12 protein-coding genes are annotated in these 17,269 nt (G+C 70.4%); 3 read left to right on the top strand and 9 right to left on the bottom strand.

Annotated features, from left to right (window positions below):
• Positions 1-3: 3 nt before the first annotated feature.
• Positions 4-726: a TetR/AcrR family transcriptional regulator gene (locus OG257_RS27540; RefSeq protein ID WP_329211777.1), complete on the top strand. Its 723-nt coding sequence runs from the start codon at positions 4-6 to the stop codon at positions 724-726.
• Between the two features lie 3 nt (positions 727-729).
• Here OG257_RS27540 and OG257_RS27535 read toward each other — a convergent pair whose 3' ends face one another.
• The 5 genes from OG257_RS27535 to OG257_RS27515 form a co-directional block, all read right to left on the bottom strand.
• On the bottom strand, positions 730-1,080 hold the full coding sequence (locus OG257_RS27535; protein WP_329211775.1) for a 5-carboxymethyl-2-hydroxymuconate Delta-isomerase: 351 nt from the start codon (positions 1,078-1,080) through the stop codon (positions 730-732).
• A 188-nt stretch (positions 1,081-1,268) separates the two neighbouring features.
• The gene (pulA, locus tag OG257_RS27530; protein WP_329211773.1) at positions 1,269-6,581 is read right to left on the bottom strand and encodes a pullulanase-type alpha-1,6-glucosidase; all 5,313 of its coding nucleotides are present in this window, start codon (positions 6,579-6,581) and stop codon (positions 1,269-1,271) included.
• A gap of 97 nt (positions 6,582-6,678) precedes the next feature.
• Positions 6,679-8,406 carry a carbohydrate-binding module family 20 domain-containing protein gene (locus OG257_RS27525; protein WP_329211771.1) on the bottom strand — a complete coding sequence of 576 codons (1,728 nt, stop codon included), beginning with the start codon at positions 8,404-8,406 and terminating at the stop codon, positions 6,679-6,681.
• A gap of 424 nt (positions 8,407-8,830) precedes the next feature.
• Positions 8,831-9,592 (bottom strand): hypothetical protein, encoded by a 762-nt coding sequence (locus OG257_RS27520; protein ID WP_329211769.1) that lies wholly within the window; start codon positions 9,590-9,592, stop codon positions 8,831-8,833.
• A 47-nt stretch (positions 9,593-9,639) separates the two neighbouring features.
• Positions 9,640-10,578: a LysR family transcriptional regulator gene (locus OG257_RS27515; protein WP_329211767.1), complete on the bottom strand. Its 939-nt coding sequence runs from the start codon at positions 10,576-10,578 to the stop codon at positions 9,640-9,642.
• A 70-nt stretch (positions 10,579-10,648) separates the two neighbouring features.
• On the opposite strand from OG257_RS27515, the gene OG257_RS27510 reads away from it, so the two are divergent.
• Positions 10,649-11,590: a reductase gene (locus tag OG257_RS27510; RefSeq protein ID WP_329211765.1), complete on the top strand. Its 942-nt coding sequence runs from the start codon at positions 10,649-10,651 to the stop codon at positions 11,588-11,590.
• A 13-nt stretch (positions 11,591-11,603) separates the two neighbouring features.
• Positions 11,604-12,488 (top strand): aldo/keto reductase, encoded by an 885-nt coding sequence (locus tag OG257_RS27505; protein WP_329211764.1) that lies wholly within the window; start codon positions 11,604-11,606, stop codon positions 12,486-12,488.
• A gap of 66 nt (positions 12,489-12,554) precedes the next feature.
• Here the strand turns inward: OG257_RS27505 and OG257_RS27500 are convergent, their stop codons facing one another.
• The 4 genes from OG257_RS27500 to OG257_RS27485 all read right to left on the bottom strand — a co-directional run bounded on the left by OG257_RS27500 (position 12,555) and on the right by OG257_RS27485 (position 17,265).
• Positions 12,555-13,613 carry a LacI family DNA-binding transcriptional regulator gene (locus OG257_RS27500; protein WP_329211762.1) on the bottom strand — a complete coding sequence of 353 codons (1,059 nt, stop codon included), beginning with the start codon at positions 13,611-13,613 and terminating at the stop codon, positions 12,555-12,557.
• Positions 13,598-15,274 (bottom strand): glycoside hydrolase family 13 protein, encoded by a 1,677-nt coding sequence (locus tag OG257_RS27495; RefSeq protein WP_329211760.1) that lies wholly within the window; start codon positions 15,272-15,274, stop codon positions 13,598-13,600. Before OG257_RS27495 ends, OG257_RS27500 begins: the two co-directional genes overlap by 16 nt.
• A 99-nt stretch (positions 15,275-15,373) precedes the next feature.
• Positions 15,374-16,252, bottom strand: a complete 879-nt coding sequence (locus OG257_RS27490) for a sugar ABC transporter permease (RefSeq protein ID WP_329211758.1) — start codon at positions 16,250-16,252, stop codon at positions 15,374-15,376.
• Complete coding sequence (locus tag OG257_RS27485; protein WP_329211756.1) at positions 16,249-17,265, bottom strand: carbohydrate ABC transporter permease; 1,017 nt, start codon at positions 17,263-17,265, stop codon at positions 16,249-16,251. The genes OG257_RS27490 and OG257_RS27485 overlap by 4 nt, the downstream gene beginning before the upstream one ends.
• Between the last annotated feature and the right edge of the window lie 4 nt (positions 17,266-17,269).

Genomic DNA, 17,269 nt, shown 5'->3' with positions numbered 1-17,269 from the left:
GGTATGACGACCGGTGTGCGGCGCAGGATGGGCGTCGACGAGCGCAGGCAGCAGTTGATCGGCGTCGCGCTGGAGTTGTTCAGCCACCGCTCCCCCGACGACGTGTCGATCGACGAGATCGCGGCCGCGGCCGGTATCTCGCGTCCGCTCGTCTACCACTACTTCCCGGGGAAGCAGAGCCTGTACGAGGCGGCGCTGGGGCGTGCCGCCGACGAGTTGGCCGGCCGTTTCCTGGAGGCGCGCGAAGGGCCTCTGGGGGCAAGGCTGCTGCGGGTGATGGGCCGGTTCTTCGACTTCGTCGAGGAGCACGGGCCTGGCTTCGCCGCTCTGATGCGGGGCGGTCCGGCAGGCGGGTCGTCGACCGCCGACGTCCTGATCGACGGGGTGCGGCAGGCGGCGTACGAGCAGATCATCGCCCACCTCGACGTCTCGGCCCCGCCCGCCCGGCTGGAGCTCGTGGTGCGCTCCTGGGTGTCGCTGGCCGAGTCGACGGCCCTGCTCTGGCTGGACGGTCGGCGCATTCCGCGTGCCGAACTCGAGTTGCAGCTGGTGCACGACTTCGCGGCGCTGGCCGCGGTGAGCGCCGCGTACGACCAGGAGATGGCGGGCATCGTGCTGCGGGTCTTCGCGCAGGAGCCGGCGGACGGCCCCTTCGGAGATCTGCTGACGCGTCTCTCCGTCCTGGCGCCCGCCGCACCCGCCGTCCCGCCGCAGCGGCTGCCCTAGGCCCTAACCCTTGCGGTAGGACGCGTCCAGGTCCCGGACCTCGGCCGAGGCGTGGACGGTGAGGCCGTCGACGGGCTTCAGGTGTCCGGCCAGCAGCTCCAGAACGGCTTCCGTCAGCTGCGCCTTGATCTCGGGGGTGCGGCCGGGCAGCATCGCGATCGAGACGTTCACGATGGTGTCCCCCGTCGCGGCGTCGCCGACGACGGAGTCCTCGGCCCGGCGGAACCGGGTCTTGCAGGCGGGGACCTTGGTGGACACGGTCTCGGCGACGAGCGGGTGCAGGGCCAGCGCGAAGCCGCGGCGGTCGAAGCTGTCGTCGAGCTCGGCGGAGTAGTCGACGGTGATCTGCGGCATCAAGCGCTCCTGGTTGCGGGTGCGGTGCGAGTACGTATACGTGTACAGCGTGCATGCACGTGTACGCCTTCAGCTTCGCGTGATCGCGCCGCCCGCACAAGGGAGTCCCCCGGAAACGGGCCCGGCCGGCCCCGGCTCCGCGCCGATGGAGGGCGCGGAGCCGGAGACCGGCCGGGGGAACGGGGGCGTCAGCGCAGGGAGAACACGGCGACCGTGCGTCCCGGGACGGTGAAGCTGCCCGACTTCCCTTCGTACGAGGACTTCTTGACCGCATCGTCCGCGCCCGCCGCCTGGACGGGGTGCAGGGCGTACGCCTTGCCGGCCAGCTCGGGGACGGCCTGGCTCTGCGTACCCGGCGTGGCGTTCATGACGACGACCAGCTTGCCCAGGCGCATCGTGATCACCCCGGGTGTCTCGTCCGTACCGGAGAGCGGGAAGGACAGGGTGTCCTGCACCTGTGCGGTGGTGGCGAGGTCGAACTCCTTCTCGGTGGTGCGGATGGTGAGCAGGTCCTGGTACGCGGCGGAGGCGCCGGTGATCTGCGCGCACCCGGGGGTGAGCGCGGGGGCGGTCAGCAGCGGCTTCCCGTAGGACCACTTGTCCTTGTTGTCGGCGGCGGGCGGCAGTCCGCGGCCGAAGCCGTTGCCCTTGCGGCAGTCCCAGTGCAGCGCGTTGAACCAGTCGCCGCTGTCGTAGGAGTTGCGGTCGAGCGACTTGGAGCGCAGCAGGTCGGAGCCGGCCTGGGACAGCGAGGGGCCCTGCGAGAGTGCCGCGGTCGCCATCGCCAGGACCTGCATGCGGGCCCGGTCGGCGGCCGGGGTGTCCGCGGGGAGCTTGAAGGCGAGGGCGTCGTACAGCGACTCGTTGTCGTGGGCGTCGGCGTAGGCGAGCGCGTCGCCGGGCACCGCCGCGTATCCGGCGGGGGCGCCGTTGTAGTCGACGGCCGAGCCCTTGACCGTGCGGCCCTGGGTGTCGGTGAAGGTGTAGTCGGCGAGGTTGCCGGTCAGGCCGACCTTGATCAGGTCCTGGTAGTGGAGCAGCCGGGCCTTCTGTTCGGCCTCGGTGCCGTTGGCGGGTGAGGTGTTGGGGTCGGTGTAGAGGCCGGAGGCGAAGCCCTGGACGCGGGGGTCCGCGTCGAAGGGGCCGCCGCCGCGAACGGCGTCGCGGGCCCGGTCGGAGAAGGTGGCGATGCCGGTGCCGGCCATGTTCTTCTGCGTGGCCTGGACGAAGCGGGCGTCATCGGCGATCTCGCCGAAGTTCCAGCCCTCCCCGTACAGGATGATCTTCTTCCCGTCGACGCCGTCCTCGGCGACGGTCAGCTCGTCGAGTGCCTTGCGGACCGCGAGGATGTTGGCCTTCGGGTGGTGTCCCATCAGGTCGAAGCGGAAGCCGTCGACCTTGTACTCCTTGGCCCACGTGACGATCGAGTCGACGACGAGCTTGCCCATCATCGTGTTCTCGGGCGCGGTGTTGGCGCAGCACGTCGAGGTGGCGACGGTGCCGTCCTCCAGGAGCCGCTGGTAGTAGCCGGGCACGATCCGGTCGAGTACGGACTTGTCGTCCTGGCCGGAGGCGACGGTGTGGTTGTAGACGACGTCCATGACGGTCCGCAGTCCGGCGCCGTTGAGACCCTGCACCATCTGCCGGAACTCGACGGTGCGCTTCGTACCGTCGGGGTCGGAGGCGTAACTGCCCTCGGGGACCGTGTAGTGCAGCGGGTCGTAGCCCCAGTTGAAGCCGTCCTTGGCGGCTGCCTTCGCGACGCAGGCCTGCTGCTCCTCGGAGTCGGGGGCGTACACGGACAGGTCGCAGGCGGGCTTGTCCTGGTCGGACTTCTTCTCCGGGATGGTCCCGATGTCGAAGGCGGGCAGCAGGTGGACGTAGCCGGTGCCGGAGTCCGCGAGTTCCTTGAGGTGCTTCATCCCGTCGGAGCGGGTGTCGGTGAAGGCCAGGTACTCGCCGGGGTGCTTCGACGTCCCGTCCGCGATCGAGAAGTCGCGGATGTGCAGCTCCTGGATCTGGGCGTCGCGCAGCGGGGCGGCCGCGGGCTTCCTCAGGCCGGACCAGCCGCTCGGGGCCAGCTTCGGGTCGTCGAGGTCGACGACGAGGCTGCGGGCGGAGTCGGCGGTCAGGGCGGTGGAGTAGGGGTCGGTGACCTTGTTGGTGACCATTTTCTGGACGGTGGGCGCCCAGACGTCCACGGTGTAGCGGTAGGGCTTGCCGTTCCAGCTCCTGTTCCCGGTGACCGACCAGACGCCGGTGCGGTCGTCGCGCCGCATCGGGACGCTCTTGCCGTCGAGTTCGAGCGAGACCTTGACTGCGGTGGGCGCCCAGACGGAGAGCGTGGGACTGCCCTTGCGGAACACCGGGCCGAGGTCGGCGCCGCTCGCGGCGTTCCCGTACAGGCCGTCCAGGATTCCGGCGGTCTGCACCCCGGTGGCGGCGAGCAGGGCACCGTTGGCGGCGCGCTGGGTGGCGACGAGCTGGCCGCGCAGCGACTCCCGGACCCTGTCCCGGTCACGGACGTCGACGGTGAAGGCCGGGTAGTCCTTGAGGTGCGGGTACTTCGCCTTCTGCGCGTCGGTGAGCTCGGTGGCGTTGAGCCGCAGCCACTGGCCCTCGTCGCTCAGGGCGCCGTCGACGACGGAGATCCCGCCGTTCTTCGCGTACACGAGCTGCTGGCTGGTGGCGTCGGTTGCCTTCACCTTCCAGACGACGGTGCCGGCGTCGATCCACTGGGCCTCGGCCTTGGTGAGGTCGGGAGTGGGCGCGCCACCGGTCTGGGGCAGCAGGTAGCCGGGCTTCCCGCCGAGCATCCAGACCTCGTGTCCGTACGAGGCGATGTCCAGGGACTGGTCGCTCGGGAGGTCCTTCTCGTCGCCCTTGTGGAGGATGTAGCTGAGCGAGGTGGCACCGTCGGTGAGCGGCACCTCGTAGGTGGCGCCGTAGGCGTCGGTCTTCACGGGCAGCAGGGGCTTGGCCCAGTCCGTGGGCGCGGCGGCCCCGGTCCAGGTGTGCAGGCCCCAGCCGTCGTAGTTGCCGTCGGCGCGGTGGTAGTGCAGGACGGCCTTGGAGGTGTCCTGCGGCGGGTTGGCTCCGTCGGGTGCCTCGGTGGCCTGTCCGTCCTTGCCCTGCTCGACCCAGACCTGGCCGGTCTTCGCGAGGTCGACGGTGCGCTCGGGTCCGTCGGCGGTGCCGGCCTTCTCGACCGTGTACGGGACCGACGTGCTGCCTTCGGCGAGGTCGATCCAGGCGAAGGCGCCGTAGGCGTCGCGCCCGATGAAGTCGGCACTCACGTCGCCGGACTTCAGCTGCCATCCCTCGTAGTCGCCGTCCGCGCGCTTGTAGTGGACGACGGCGTGGTCGCGCTCGACGGCGACCGGCTTGGGAGCGGGCGGGGCCTGTCCGGCGGTCGTCGAGGCGAGGGCGCTCGCGGTGCGGCCGGCGCGGTCGATGACCACGGCCTTGTAGCGCAGCGGGGTCCCGGCCTTGACCGAGTCGTCCAGGTGCTGGGTGACCTTGTACGGGGCGTGGTCGGCGGAGCCGAGGGTGCGCCACTTCCCGTTGCCGGTCTGTGCGGCGAACACGACCCGGTCGAGCTGACCGCCGTCCACGTCGGCGGTGATCTCCACGGTGCCGGTGGCTCCGGCGGCGGGGGCCTTCAGGGTGAGTGAGGGCTTGGTGGCCGGGGCGCCCAGCGGCTTGTCGGCGCGGAGCACGATGCTGGAGAGCGCGGGCACCGTGACGCTGATCGTCTTGTCGGCGCCGCTGCGGACCGTTCCGGAACCGCCGTACAGCGTACGGAAGTTCATGCCGGCCGACCCGGTGGCGAGCTCGACGGTCTTCGCCCCGGTGCCGTTGTTGGTGGCGACGACGTACTCGTACGGCCGCTTGGCGTCGGTACGCGAGAAGGCGTACACGGAGCCTTCGGCGTACCGCTCGGTCTGGGTCCCGTCACGCAGCGCCGGGTGTTCCCGGGTGAGCTCGGAGAGTGCCGCTATGGACCGGTAGAGCGGGTGCCGGGTGTCGTACGCGTCGGAGGCGTGGGTGCGGTCGGTGCCCAGCTGGTCGTCGTCGAGGTAGTCGGCGGTCTTCGAGGCGAAGAGCGTCTGGCGGGCGTCCTTGTCGCCGCCCGCTCCGGTGAAGCCCTGCTCGTCGCCGTAGTAGATCACCGGGTTGCCGCGGCCGAGGAACATCAGCTCGTTGGCCAGGCGCGCACGGTCGAGGAGTTCGGCGTCGGAGGCCTTCGGGTTGTCCTGCTTCAGGAAGGTGCCGATCCGGCCCATGTCGTGGTTGCCGAGGAACGTCACCTGCTCGTAGGCGTTGGCCTTGTCCGTGGTGTAGCGGTAGTCGTCGCCGTAGACCGCGGCGAGCTTCGAGGCGGGAGCACCCTGGGAGGCGTACTGGCGGGCGGCTTCCTGGAAGGGGAAGTCGAGCGTCGAGTCGAGCCGGCCGCGGGTGACGTAGGGCGAGGTGATGGCGGTGTCGGCGGAGTAGACCTCGCCGAACATGAAGAAGTCGTCGCGGCCGTGCTCGGCCGCGTAGTCGTCGAGGGCGGTGGCCCACTGGGTCCAGAAGTCGAGGTCGACGTGCTTGACGGTGTCGATGCGGAAGCCGTCGATGTCGAAGTCGCGGACCCACTTCTCGTAGATCTTCTCCATGCCGGACACGACCTCGGGACGCTCGGTCCACAGGTCGTCGAGGCCGGAGAAGTCGCCGTGCTCGGTGGACTCGCCCGCGTAGGTCGAATCGCCCCGGTTGTGGTACATCGTGGTGTCGTTGAGCCAGGACGGGACCTTCTTGCCGGTGTTCGCCGGCGTGTACGGGAAGGAGTCCTCGTCGGTCTTCGCGACGCCTTGGGTGTCGTCGAAGGGGCGGCCGTCCTTGTCGAGGTACGGGAAGGCGCCCTTGGGCTTGTAGCCGTACTTCTTCTCGGCGTAGTCGACGGTGTCGGCGGTGTGGTTGGTGATGACGTCGAAGAAGACCTTGATGCCCTTGCCGTGGGCCTTGTCGATCAGCTTCGTCAGGTCGGCATTGGTGCCGAAGTGCGGGTCGACCTGGGTGAAGTCGGTGATCCAGTAGCCGTGGTAGCCGGCCGAGGCGTTGTCGCCGGTGCCCTGGACGGGGCGGTTCTTGAAGATCGGGGCGAGCCAGATGGCGGTGGTGCCGAGGCCCTTGATGTAGTCGAGCCTGTCGGCGAGGCCCTTGAGGTCGCCGCCCTGGTAGAAGCCCTTGTCCGTGGGGTCGTAGCCGGTCTCCAGCCGCGAGCCGGTCAGCCCGCCGCGGTCGTTGGAGGTGTCGCCGTTGGCGAACCGGTCGGGCATCACGAAGTAGAACTGCTCACGGGTCAGGTCGTGCCTGGCCGGCTCCTTGGCGAGCGCGGCGTCCGAGGGCGGGGCCGGAGGTCTGGGTGAGGCGGCTGCGGTGGCCGCCGGTACGACGGGCAGCAGCGCCGCGCACAGTGCGGCAACGGCCCCCCGCCGGAGGGTGGTTCGGGACACGGGCGGGTTCTCCTCGACTTTCAGGGGTGGGTCGTGGTGGAGCTGTTGCGGGCCGGGGACGCACCGCCGCGCGTCCCCGGCCCGCCGAGCGGTGCGGTCAGCCGCGCCAGACGTCGGCGGTCAGCGTGACCTTGCCGGAGGCCGGCACGGTGGCGGTGCGGTTCGCGCCGCTCTCCCAGGTGACGTTGCCGCTCGCGTCCTTGCGGAGGTACTTGTACTCGAACGCCGTGCCGGCGGGCAGGCTGACGTCGAGCTTCCAGACGGGGTACGTCGCCGGGTCGAGCTTGAGGGCGCTTCCCGGGGCCCAGCTGCCGAGGGCGGCCTGGCTGCCGGTGACGTAGATGTTCTGGCCGAGCTGGGTGGTGGCGTTGACGCCGAAGGAGGCGCCGGACTGGCCGGTACCGGGGTCCGGGTCGGTCGTGCCGCCACCGGCACACGTACGGGCGTTGACGTGCAGCGCGATCGCCGTGTTGGAGCCGAGGGTGGCGGTGAACTGCCCCGAGCCGTTGACGGTGACGCCCTTGCCGGACTGGACGTCGCAGTAGTCACCGGCGGGCAGCGAGGTCTGGAACGTACGGCTCAGCGCGGAGCCCTCGTGGTTGATCGCGACGTACGCCTTGGCGCCGCGCCCGAAGGCGATCTGGTCGCCGCCGTTGTCCCACCAGTTGGAGACGGCCTGGCCGCGGGCGGCGTTGCGGAAGCCGACCATGGAGGAGATCTCGCGCCAGGCGTGCTGGCACTTCCAGCCGTCGCTGTAGCAGGCGTTCACCTGGCCGCCGTTGGGCGGACCGGCGTCCTTGTCGGACCACTCGTAGCCGGAGTGGACGTCCGGGGAGCCGTAGGGGTAGGCCAGCATGAAGACGCTCGCCAGGGTGTAGTTGGCGCCGTCCTTGTAGTTCAGGGTGTCGCCGCCGCGCTCCGTGTCGTGGTTGTCGACGAAGACGGCGGACTTGCCGGACTCCATGAAGCCCCAGCCCTCGCCGAAGTTCTTCAGGTTGGCGAGGTTCTCGTTGTTGAAGACCTGCTTGAGGCTGCGGCCGTAGCGGAACTCCTGGACGTCACCGCTGCCGAGGTACTCGGAGGGCGACACGGCCTCGCCCGCTCCGTAGATCGCCTCGTGCTTCCAGTACACGCCCGTGTTGCTCAGCCGGGACTTGATGTTGGAGAGGTCGCCGGCGGGTATGTGCTTGGCGGCGTCGATGCGGAAGCCGTCGACGCCGAGGGAGAGCAGGTCGTTGAGGTACGTCGCGATCCGGCCGCGCACGTAGTCCTCGCCGGTGTCCAGGTCGGCCAGACCGACCAGTTCGCAGTTCTGGACGTTGCCCCGGTCGCCGTAGTTGCTGATCTGCGACAGGCAGTCGTTCATGTCGCCGGCCGAGTAGGTGCCCGGGTAGTCGTACTTGCTGTAGGAGGAACCGCCCGTGCCGGTGCCCGAACCGGCCGACATGTGGTTGATGACGGAGTCGGCGATGACCTTGACGCCCGCGCCGTGACAGGTGCTGACCATGTTGGCGAAGGCCGTACGGTCGCCGAGCCGGCCGGCGATCTTGTAGCTGACGGGCTGGTACGAGGTCCACCACTGGGCGCCCTGGATGTGCTCCTGGGGCGGCGAGACCTGGACGAAGCCGTAGCCGGCCGGACCGAGGCTGTCCGTGCAGGCCTTGGCCACGGAGTCGAACTTCCACTCGAACATCACTGCGGTGACGTCCTTGTCGCCGGGCGGCGCGGCCTGGGCCGTACCTGCGGTGCCGAGCCCGGTGGGGATGACGAGAACGGCAGCACCCGTGACCAGGGCGAGCGTGGCAGACAGTGGTCTGCGTGCCATGTCTTTCCTCCTGCGGTGGGGGAAATGCGGGGATGGCGGAGCAGCCTCACATGGCAACGCGCCGTGCCCTAAAGGCTCATGAAGGTTCTTGCAGCAAGAATGCAAAACCTGCGTGCGAGCAGACGGTACGAGCCTGACCTGGCCCGGTCAACCCCCTGGACACGGAGCGATTACATCCCGCTCACATCCGCGAAATCTCGGAGATTTCTTCCTGCAAGGACTTTCGCAAGATATTGCGAGGCTGTTAAATTCATCCCGACTCCGGCCCGGTCGGCCGGGGGGCCCGGTGCGCCGGGACCCCACGCGCCCGGCCGGCCGGGCCGGTCACACCGTGGAGAGGCCCCGGCATCGCTTCCCCGCCGGCCCATCCCGGGCCGATGCCGGGGCCTCTCCCGTACGGAACCGCCCGTTCACCGGCCGCGGATCAGTAGGTGTACCCCGGCCAGTGCGGGTCCTCCCAGCGGGCGGGCCCGTGAAGCCCGAGCAACCGCACCCAGTGGTGCATCTCCTCAGGAGCGCCCTGCGAGCTGAGACGTGCGGGGGCACGGTCGGCCAGCCAGTCGCTCAGCTCAACGATCCTCTTCTCGTCGTGATCCCAGGCGTACCAGGGGAGTTTGCCTCCCAGCAGGTCGAACTCCCACTGATCCACGGCTTCCACCAGCCGCCGGTCCGCCGTGGGACGGTTCTCCCTGTCCCATACGGCCAGCCAGGGAGTCACCGTGCCCGAGGCCTCGGCGCACAGGGCGAAGACGTCGTGCGCCGGAACGACGGTGTCGGGCGCCGTGAGGCTGTCGGCCCACCATGCGTGCAGGAACTCCCGGACGGCAGCGGCCTGATCCGCAGGCCATCGCTGCCACCTGCCGCGCCCGAAGGACTGCCCGACGTCCCCCATGTCGAAGATCGGCTCCACCTGGCCACCGACGAGAGCTGCCGCGAACTGAGGCAGGATGCGGCGCAGGACAGCGCCGTGATCGCGCCAGTCGATCGCCTGCCACGTGCGCCGCAGCAGGTCCGGGTCGAGTACCACGTCCGGTGTCTTGAGCAGGGCAAGGTCTTCGGCGCTGCCCCAGTGGCACTCGCAGTTGTCCTCGTCCGGGGCGGCCGTCATCCCCCGGAAGGTTCCGGCGAGGCCGTGCAGCGCGGCATCGAGGCGGAGTCGGGCCGGTGTCCGGTCGGTGTGGGTCATGGGCTGTCGCCTTCGTGACTCCGGAAGGTCGCACCGACCGAAGATCCCTACGTTACAGGCCGTCGGCGCGACTCATCGGTGCCCTGGTGATGCCTCACCTGCTCACGGAGCGCCTCGATGAACGTGGCGACGTGTGGGTGGTCGCTGCGGCGGCCGATCGTGGCGACGCCGATGCGCCGGGCCGGAGCCGGCGGCTCGATCGGGACGGCGTGCAGACCCGGAACCGTCGGGACGAGCGCGATGGAGGGGATGAGGGAGATCCCCATTCCCGCGGCGACGAGCGACCGGGCGAAGAAGTAGTCCGTGGTGGTGCCGCGCACCTCCGGTTCGAAGCCTGCACGCTCGGCGTAACGGCGCAGGTACGCCTCGGTCTTGAGGCAGCCGAGCACCCAGGGCTCCGCTGCCAGCTCGGCGATGGCGAGCGACCGGCGGCCCGCGAGACGATGCCCCTCCGGCATGACGACGTGCAGGGGATCCTCCAGGATCGGGGTCCAGTGCAGGCTGGAACCCGTACCCGGCCCCACGGGCAGCGGGCCGTCGAAGTGGTAGGCGAGCGCGAGGTCGACGGCGCCCTGGCGGACCAGGGGCAAGGTGTTCTCGGGCTCGCCCTCCCTGACGTGGAGCCGGGTGCTCGGACTGGTTGCCATGAGCCGGTGGAGAGCGCCGGGCAGCAGATGTCTGCCGCCGCTGGTGAAGGTGGCGACGGTGAGCTGTACGCAGCCGGTACTGAGCCGCTCGACCTTCTGTTTCGCCTGTTCGAGCTCGGCTGCGACGGACTCGGCCGCCCCGACCATGATCTGGCCGGCCCGAGTGAGGGTCACCCCGCGCGTGCTGCGCGTCACGACCTGGGCACCGAGGCTGCGCTCCAACGCCGCCACGTGCTGGGAGACGGCGGAAGGGGTGAGGCGGAGCGCCGCGGCTGCCCTGCTGAAGCTGCCGTGGTCCGCCACCGCACGCAGGACGCGGAGCCGCTGCACATCGATCAACAGTTTTCCTTAACGCGTCGCCAGCAAGTCAGCACTTCTGCTGATGACGATAGGTCTCCAGGATGGGGGCATGCAAAGGATCTGCGTCATCGGTGGAAGCCGGTACTTCGGAAAGCTCCTGGTCGAGGGCGCGCACGCGGCCGGCCATCAGGTCACTGTGATCAATCGCGGCTCCACCCGGCCGCCCGTCGGCGTCGAGCACCTCGTCGTCGACCGCGACGACGAGGCCGCTCTCGGCGCCGCGCTCGGCTCGCGCACCTTCGACGCGGTCGTCGATCAGGTCTGCTACACCCCGGTGCAGGCCGCGATCGCCGCCCGGGTCTTCGCCGGCCGCACCCGTCGCTACGTGATGACGTCCACGATCGAGGTCTACGACCCGGCGACCGCCGCGCTGCCGGCCGTGCCGGCGGGAACCCCGGTGCCGGAGGAGAACGTGGACCCGAGCGCCTGGCTGGTGGACATGGACCTGCCCTGGCAGGACGAGGCGTACCTGGAGGCGCACTACGCCGAGGGCAAGCGCCAGGCGGAGGCCGTCCTCTCCCGGGACGGCGGCTTCGCGTTCGCCTCTGTGCGCAGCGCCCATGTACTCGGGGGCGGTGTGCGGGAGTTCACCGGGCGGCTGGCGCACTACACCGAGCGGGTCCGCCGGGGCGAAGAGATCGCTGTGCACGCGAACGCGCAGCCGACGGTGTTCATCCACTACCGGGAGCTGGCGGACCTGCTGCTGTGGGCGACCACCGCCGCCGACTTCACGGGTCCGGTCAACGCCTGCTCCGACGGCCTGCTCGGCGTGCGTGAACTGGCTGCGGTCGTCGCCGCGCAGACCGGCCGGGAGCCCGTCCACCGGACCGCCCCGGCGGGCGGGACGGCTTCGCCGTTCTCCACCGACCGCCACTACGCGATGAGCAACACCCGTGCGAAACGACTGGGCTTCACCTTCTCAGCCGTCTCCGACTGGCTGCCCGGCGCCGTCGCGGAGACCGTCAGCGCGTCCGCCACCGCCGCCGCGTAGGGAGCCGACCACCATGCAGTACCGCAGCATCGCCGGCACCGCCGTCAGCGCGATCGGGCTGGGCGCCATGCCGCTGTCCATCGAGAACCGCCCGGACGAGTCGCGCGCGATCGCCACCGTCCACGCCGCGCTGGACTCCGGAGTCACGCTCATCGACACCGCCGACAGCTACCACTGGCACGCCGGCGAGGCGGGCCACAACGAGCTCCTGATCGCCCGGGCGCTGGCCCGCTACGGCGGCGACACGTCCGGCGTCCTGATCGCCACCAAGGGCGGCCGCGGCCGGCCCGGCGACGGCAGCTGGACCGTCACCGCCACACCCGCCCACCTCAAGCGCGCCGCCGAAGCCTCCGTCAAGCGCCTGGGGGTCGAGGCCATCGGCCTGTACCAACTGCACAAGCCGGACCCTGCCGTGCCCTGGGAGGAGTCCGTCGGCGCCCTGCGCGAGCTGCTCGACGCCGGCACCATCCGTGCCGCCGGCATCTCGAACGTGACCACCCGCCAGATCCGCCGGGCGCATCAGATCCTCGGCGACGGACTCGTCTCGGTGCAGAACCGGTACTCGCCCGCCGTCCGCGACAGCGAGCCCGAGCTGCGGCTGAGCGCCCGGCTGGGCCTGGCGTTCCTGCCCTGGAGCCCCCTCGGTGGCATCTCCCGCAGTTCCCTCGACGGCCCCTCGGGCCCGACCTCCGCCGGCACCGCCTTCCAGCGCATCGCGGCCGAGCGCGGCGTGAGCCCGCAGCAGATCGCCCTGGCATGGCTGCTGAGCCGCTCCCCGGCGGTCATCCCGGTGCCGGGAGCCAGCCGCCCGGCCTCCGTCCGGGACTCGGCTCGGGCCGCGGATCTCGAGCTGGGCCCGGAGGAGCTGACACAGCTCGAGGACGCGCTGCCGGGCTGAACCAGCGTGACCGGGCACGCGAAAGGCCGGGTCCCCCCTCCGGACCCGGCCCCGCTTCCCGCTCGTTCAGACGACCGGCGCCGCCGCGGTGGACCCGCGCACCACGAGCTCCGGCTGGAACACGTACTCCGTGCGCTGCACGGGACTTCCGGCGATCTCCTCCAGCAGGGCCCCCACGGCTGCCGCCGCCATCGCCTGTACCGGCTGGCGCACCGTGGTCAGCGGCGGGTCGGTGAACGCGATCAGCTGCGAGTCGTCGAAGCCGACGACGGAGACGTCGCGCGGGACGTCCAGTCCCCTCCCCCGGGCCGCCCGGACCACGCCCAGCGCCATCAGGTCGCTGCCGCAGACGATGCCGGTGCAGCCCCGGTCGAGCAGGGCGCCCGCCGCGACCTGGCCGCCCTCGACGCTGAACAGCGTCGAGCACACCATGAGTTCGGCCTCGCTCCGGTCCATGCCCAGCACGGAGACGGCCGCGTCGACGAAACCGTCGCGCTTGCGCCGGGAGGGCACGTAGCGCTGCGGTCCGATCGCCAGACCGACCTTCCGGTGCCCGAGTTCGGCGAGGTGCCCGACGGCCATCCCTACGGCGGCCGTGTCGTCGGGCGAGACGAACGGGGCGCTGATGCGCTCGTTGTAGCCGTTGATCAGGACGAACGGCACGCCGCGGTCGGTGAGCGCGGCGTACCGTGCCGGGTCCGCCGACGTGTCGGCGTGCAGCCCGGAAAGGAAGACGATCCCGCCGACGCCACGCTCGACGAGCTGTTCGACCAGCTCGTCCTCGGTGGCGCCGCCGGGCAGTTGGGTGCAGAGCACGGGTGTGTAGCCGTGCCCGGCGAGGACCTGCTCCACGGACTGCGCGAACGCCGGGAAGATCGGGTTGGTGAGCTCGGGCGTCACCAGCCCGATCAGTCCGGCGCTGCGCTGCCGCAGCCGTACGGGGCGTTCGTAGCCGAGGATGTCGAGGGCCGCGAGCACCCGCTGACGCGTGGTGTCCGCGACGCCCGGCTTCCCGTTGAGCACCCTGCTGACGGTCGCCTCGCTGACCGCGGCCTGACCGGCGATGTCGGAGAGCCGCAGCGCCGGTCCGGTCCTGGGTGCGGGGACGGTCACACCGTCCACCACACCGTGGTGTCCGCGGGCAGCTCCACCGTGTCGCCGTCGACGGTGACCGGGGCACTGGCGAGCAGCAGCGTGCCGGGCGCCGTCAGCCGTACCGGGGCGCCCGTGGTGTTGACCGTGCAGACGAAGCCGGGGCGGCCCAGCGCGAGCACGCCCTCGGGCGCGTCCAGCCAGTCCACGTCCGTGCCCGCGCCGAGCCCGGGGTGCTCGCGGCGGGCGCCGATCGCGGCGCGGTACAGCTCCAGCGTGGAGCCCTCCACACCGGTCTGCGCCTCGACGGAGAGCTCGCCCCAGCCGGCGGGCTGCGGCAGCCAGCTGCTGCCGCCGCCGAAGCCGTACGAGCTGCCCTCGCGGGTCCACGGGATCGGCACCCGGCACCCGTCGCGGAAGCCGTCCTGGCCCTCCGCGCGGAAGAACGACGGGTCCTGGCGCGCCTCGTCGGGCAGGTCGGTGACGTCCGGCAGGCCGAGCTCCTCGCCCTGGTAGACGTACGCGGAGCCGGGCAGCGCCAGCATCAGCAGCGTCGCGGCGCGGGCCCTGCGCAGCCCCGTCACGGGGTCACCGGGCGTACGGATCTGGGTGCCCAGGCCCGGCGGGTTGGCGAAGCGGGTGGTGTGCCGGGTGACGTCGTGGTTGGAGAGCACCCAGGTGGTGGGGGCGCCCACCGGACGCATCGCGTCGAGCGAGGAGTCGATGACCTTGCGCAGTTCCGCGGCGTCCCAGGCGGTCGACAGGTACTGGAAGTTGAAGGCCTGGTGCATCTCGTCGGGGCGCACGTAGTTGGCGGTGCGCTCGACGGTGGGCGTCCATGCCTCGGCGACGGCGATCCGCTCGCCGGGGTACTCGTCGAGGATGGTGCGCCAGCTGCGGTAGATCTCGTGCACACCGTCCTGGTCGAAGAACGGCATGACATCGTTGCCCAGCAGTTTCAGCTGATCGTGCGTGCCGAGGTCGGGCAGTCCCTCGGCCTTGACGAGGCCGTGGGCGACGTCGACGCGGAAGCCGTCGACGCCCATGTCGAGCCAGAAGCGCAGGATCGAGCGGAACTCGTCGGCGACGGCCGGGTGTTCCCAGTTGAAGTCGGGCTGCTCGGGCGCGAAGAGGTGCAGGTACCACTCGCCGGGGGTGCCGTCCGGGTCGGTGGTCCGGGTCCAGGCGGGGCCGCCGAAGATGGACTCCCAGTCGTTGGGCGGGAGCTCGCCGTCGGCGCCCTTGCCGGCACGGAAGTGGTAGCGCTCGCGCAGGGCGGAGCCGGGGCCCTCGGCGAGTGCGCGCTTGAACCACTCGTGCTGGTCGGACGAGTGGTTGGGCACCAGGTCGACGATGATGCGCAGGTCCAGGCCGTGGGCCTCGCGGATCAGCGCGTCGGCGTCCAGGAGCGAGCCGAACATCGGGTCGATGGCCCGGTAGTCGGCGACGTCGTAGCCCGCGTCGGCCTGCGGCGACGCGTAGAAGGGGCTGAGCCAGACGGCGTCGACACCGAGGTCCCTGAGGTACGGGAGCCGTGCGGTGATGCCCGCGAGATCGCCCATGCCGTCGCCGTTGCCGTCGGCGAAGCTCCGTGGGTAGACCTGGTAGATCACCGCGTCCTGCCACCAGCCGGTGCGGTTGCCCGGGGCGTCGTCGGACGTGCCGGTGGAGGGGGCAGCGAGGTGCTGGGTCATGTCGTCCCTGGGGTGTCTGGGTGGGGAGCGGCGCCGGGACCGGGTCGGGGATCCGGCGCCGCCGTGACGGGGTGCGTTCGGTCGTACGTGCCCTGGGCGTCAGCCCTTGACGGCTCCGGCGGACATTCCGGTGACCAGGTGCTTCTGCGCGAAGAGGAAGACCAGTGCCGCGGGGATCGCGATGAGGACGGACGCGGCGGTCATCGGACCCCACTGGGCTCCGTACTGGTTGACGAACTTCTGCAGTCCGCCCGCGAGTGTGAGGTTCTCGTCGCCGACCATGAAGGCGGAGGCGTACGCCACTTCGCCCCAGGCGGTGATGAAGGAGTAGAAGGCGGTGACGGCGAGGCCGGGCTTGGCGAGCGGCAGGATCAGCCGCCAGAACGTGCCGAACGGGGTGAGGCCGTCGACCTGTCCCGACTCGTCGATCTCGTGCGGGATCGTGTCGAAGAAGCCCTTCATCATCCAGGCGCAGAACGGCACCGAGATGGTGAGGTAGGTGATGACGAGTCCGGCCGGCTGGTTGAGCAGACCGATGCCCGCCATGATGTTGTAGATCGGCACGATCAGGACGGCGACCGGGAACATCTGGGTGATCAGCAGCGTCCACATCAGCCCGCGCTTGCCGGGGAAGCGGAAGCGGCTGACGGCGTAGCCGGTGGTGGCCGAGACGAAGACACCGATGACGGTGGAGAGCCCCGCGACGACCACGGAGTTGCCGAACCAGCTCAGGAACTCGGTGTCCTTGATCAGGTTCGTGTAGTTCTCGAAGGTCGTCTCTTTGAAGAAGTCCGTCGTCGTGGCGAACTTGGCGGGCTTCAGCGAGGTCAGCAGGACCCACAGCACCGGGAAGACCGCGATCACGGACGCGACGATCAGGGTGACGTGCAGGGCCACGGACGCGGCCGGGGAGCGGTCACCGCGCCGCCTGGGCCTGCGGGCGGCGTGCCGGGCGGAGGTTTCCGTGAGAGTGGTCACCAGTTGTCTCCCTGCGTGCGGAGCACTCGCCGGTACACCATGGCGAAGAGCATCAGGAGTACGAGGATCAGCACGCCCCAGGTGGAGGACTGCGCGAAGTCGCGCGGGCTGATCTCGAAGGAGAATTTGTAGGCCTGGGTGACCAGGATCTGGGTTGCTTCACCGGGTCCGCCGCGGGTCAGCAGGAAGATCACCGGGAACATGTTGAAGGTCCAGATGGTGGAGAGCAGGATCACCGTGGTGGACACCGGGCGCAGTCCGGGGAGCGTGATGTGCCGGAAGCGCTGCCAGGCGGTGGCGCCGTCCATCTCGGCCGCTTCGTACTGCTCCGAGGGTATCGACTGCAGTCCGCCGAGCAGGGCGACCATCATGAAGGGCACGCCGAGCCAGACGTTGACGGCGATGACGGAGAACTTGGCCCAGGTGGGGTCGTTGAGCCACGGTATGCCGTCGATGCCGCCGCCGCCGAGGATCTTGTTGAGCAGCCCGCGGTCCTCGTTGTAGAGGAAGCGCCAGGCGAAGACGGAGACGAAGCCGGGGATGGCCCAGGGCAGGATCAGGGCCATGCGGTAGGCGGAGCGTCCCGCGATACGGCGGTTGAGGATGTTGGCGAGGCCCATGCCGAGGCAGAAGGTGATGCCTACGCAGGAGACCGTCCACACCAGCGTCCAGCCGAGCGTGCCGAGGAACTGGGTACCCGTCAGCGCGTCGACGTAGTTGTCCACGCCCACGAACTTGTAGGTGGCGGGCAGTTCGTTGACACCGATGGACCGTGCGACGTTGCGCTCGTTCGCGTCGGTCAGCGACAGCCAGATGCCGCGGCCCAGCGGATAGCCGATGATCACGCCGATGACGATCACGACGGGGGCGACCATGGTCCAGGCGTACCAGTGGACCGACATGGCCCGCCGGAGCCTGCTCGGTGGCGGGGGGTTACCAGTACCGCGGCTCCGGCCGCGGGCGACAGTGTCGCCCGCGGCCTTCGCCACCGACTGGCTGGTGTGGACAGCCATCAGT

Origin of the sequence: Streptomyces sp. NBC_00683 (assembly GCF_036226745.1) — a bacterium.
Lineage (GTDB): Bacteria > Actinomycetota > Actinomycetes > Streptomycetales > Streptomycetaceae > Streptomyces.
The sequence above is the reverse complement of the archived record's forward strand: the minus strand, read 5'-3'. Positions and strand labels throughout refer to the sequence as shown.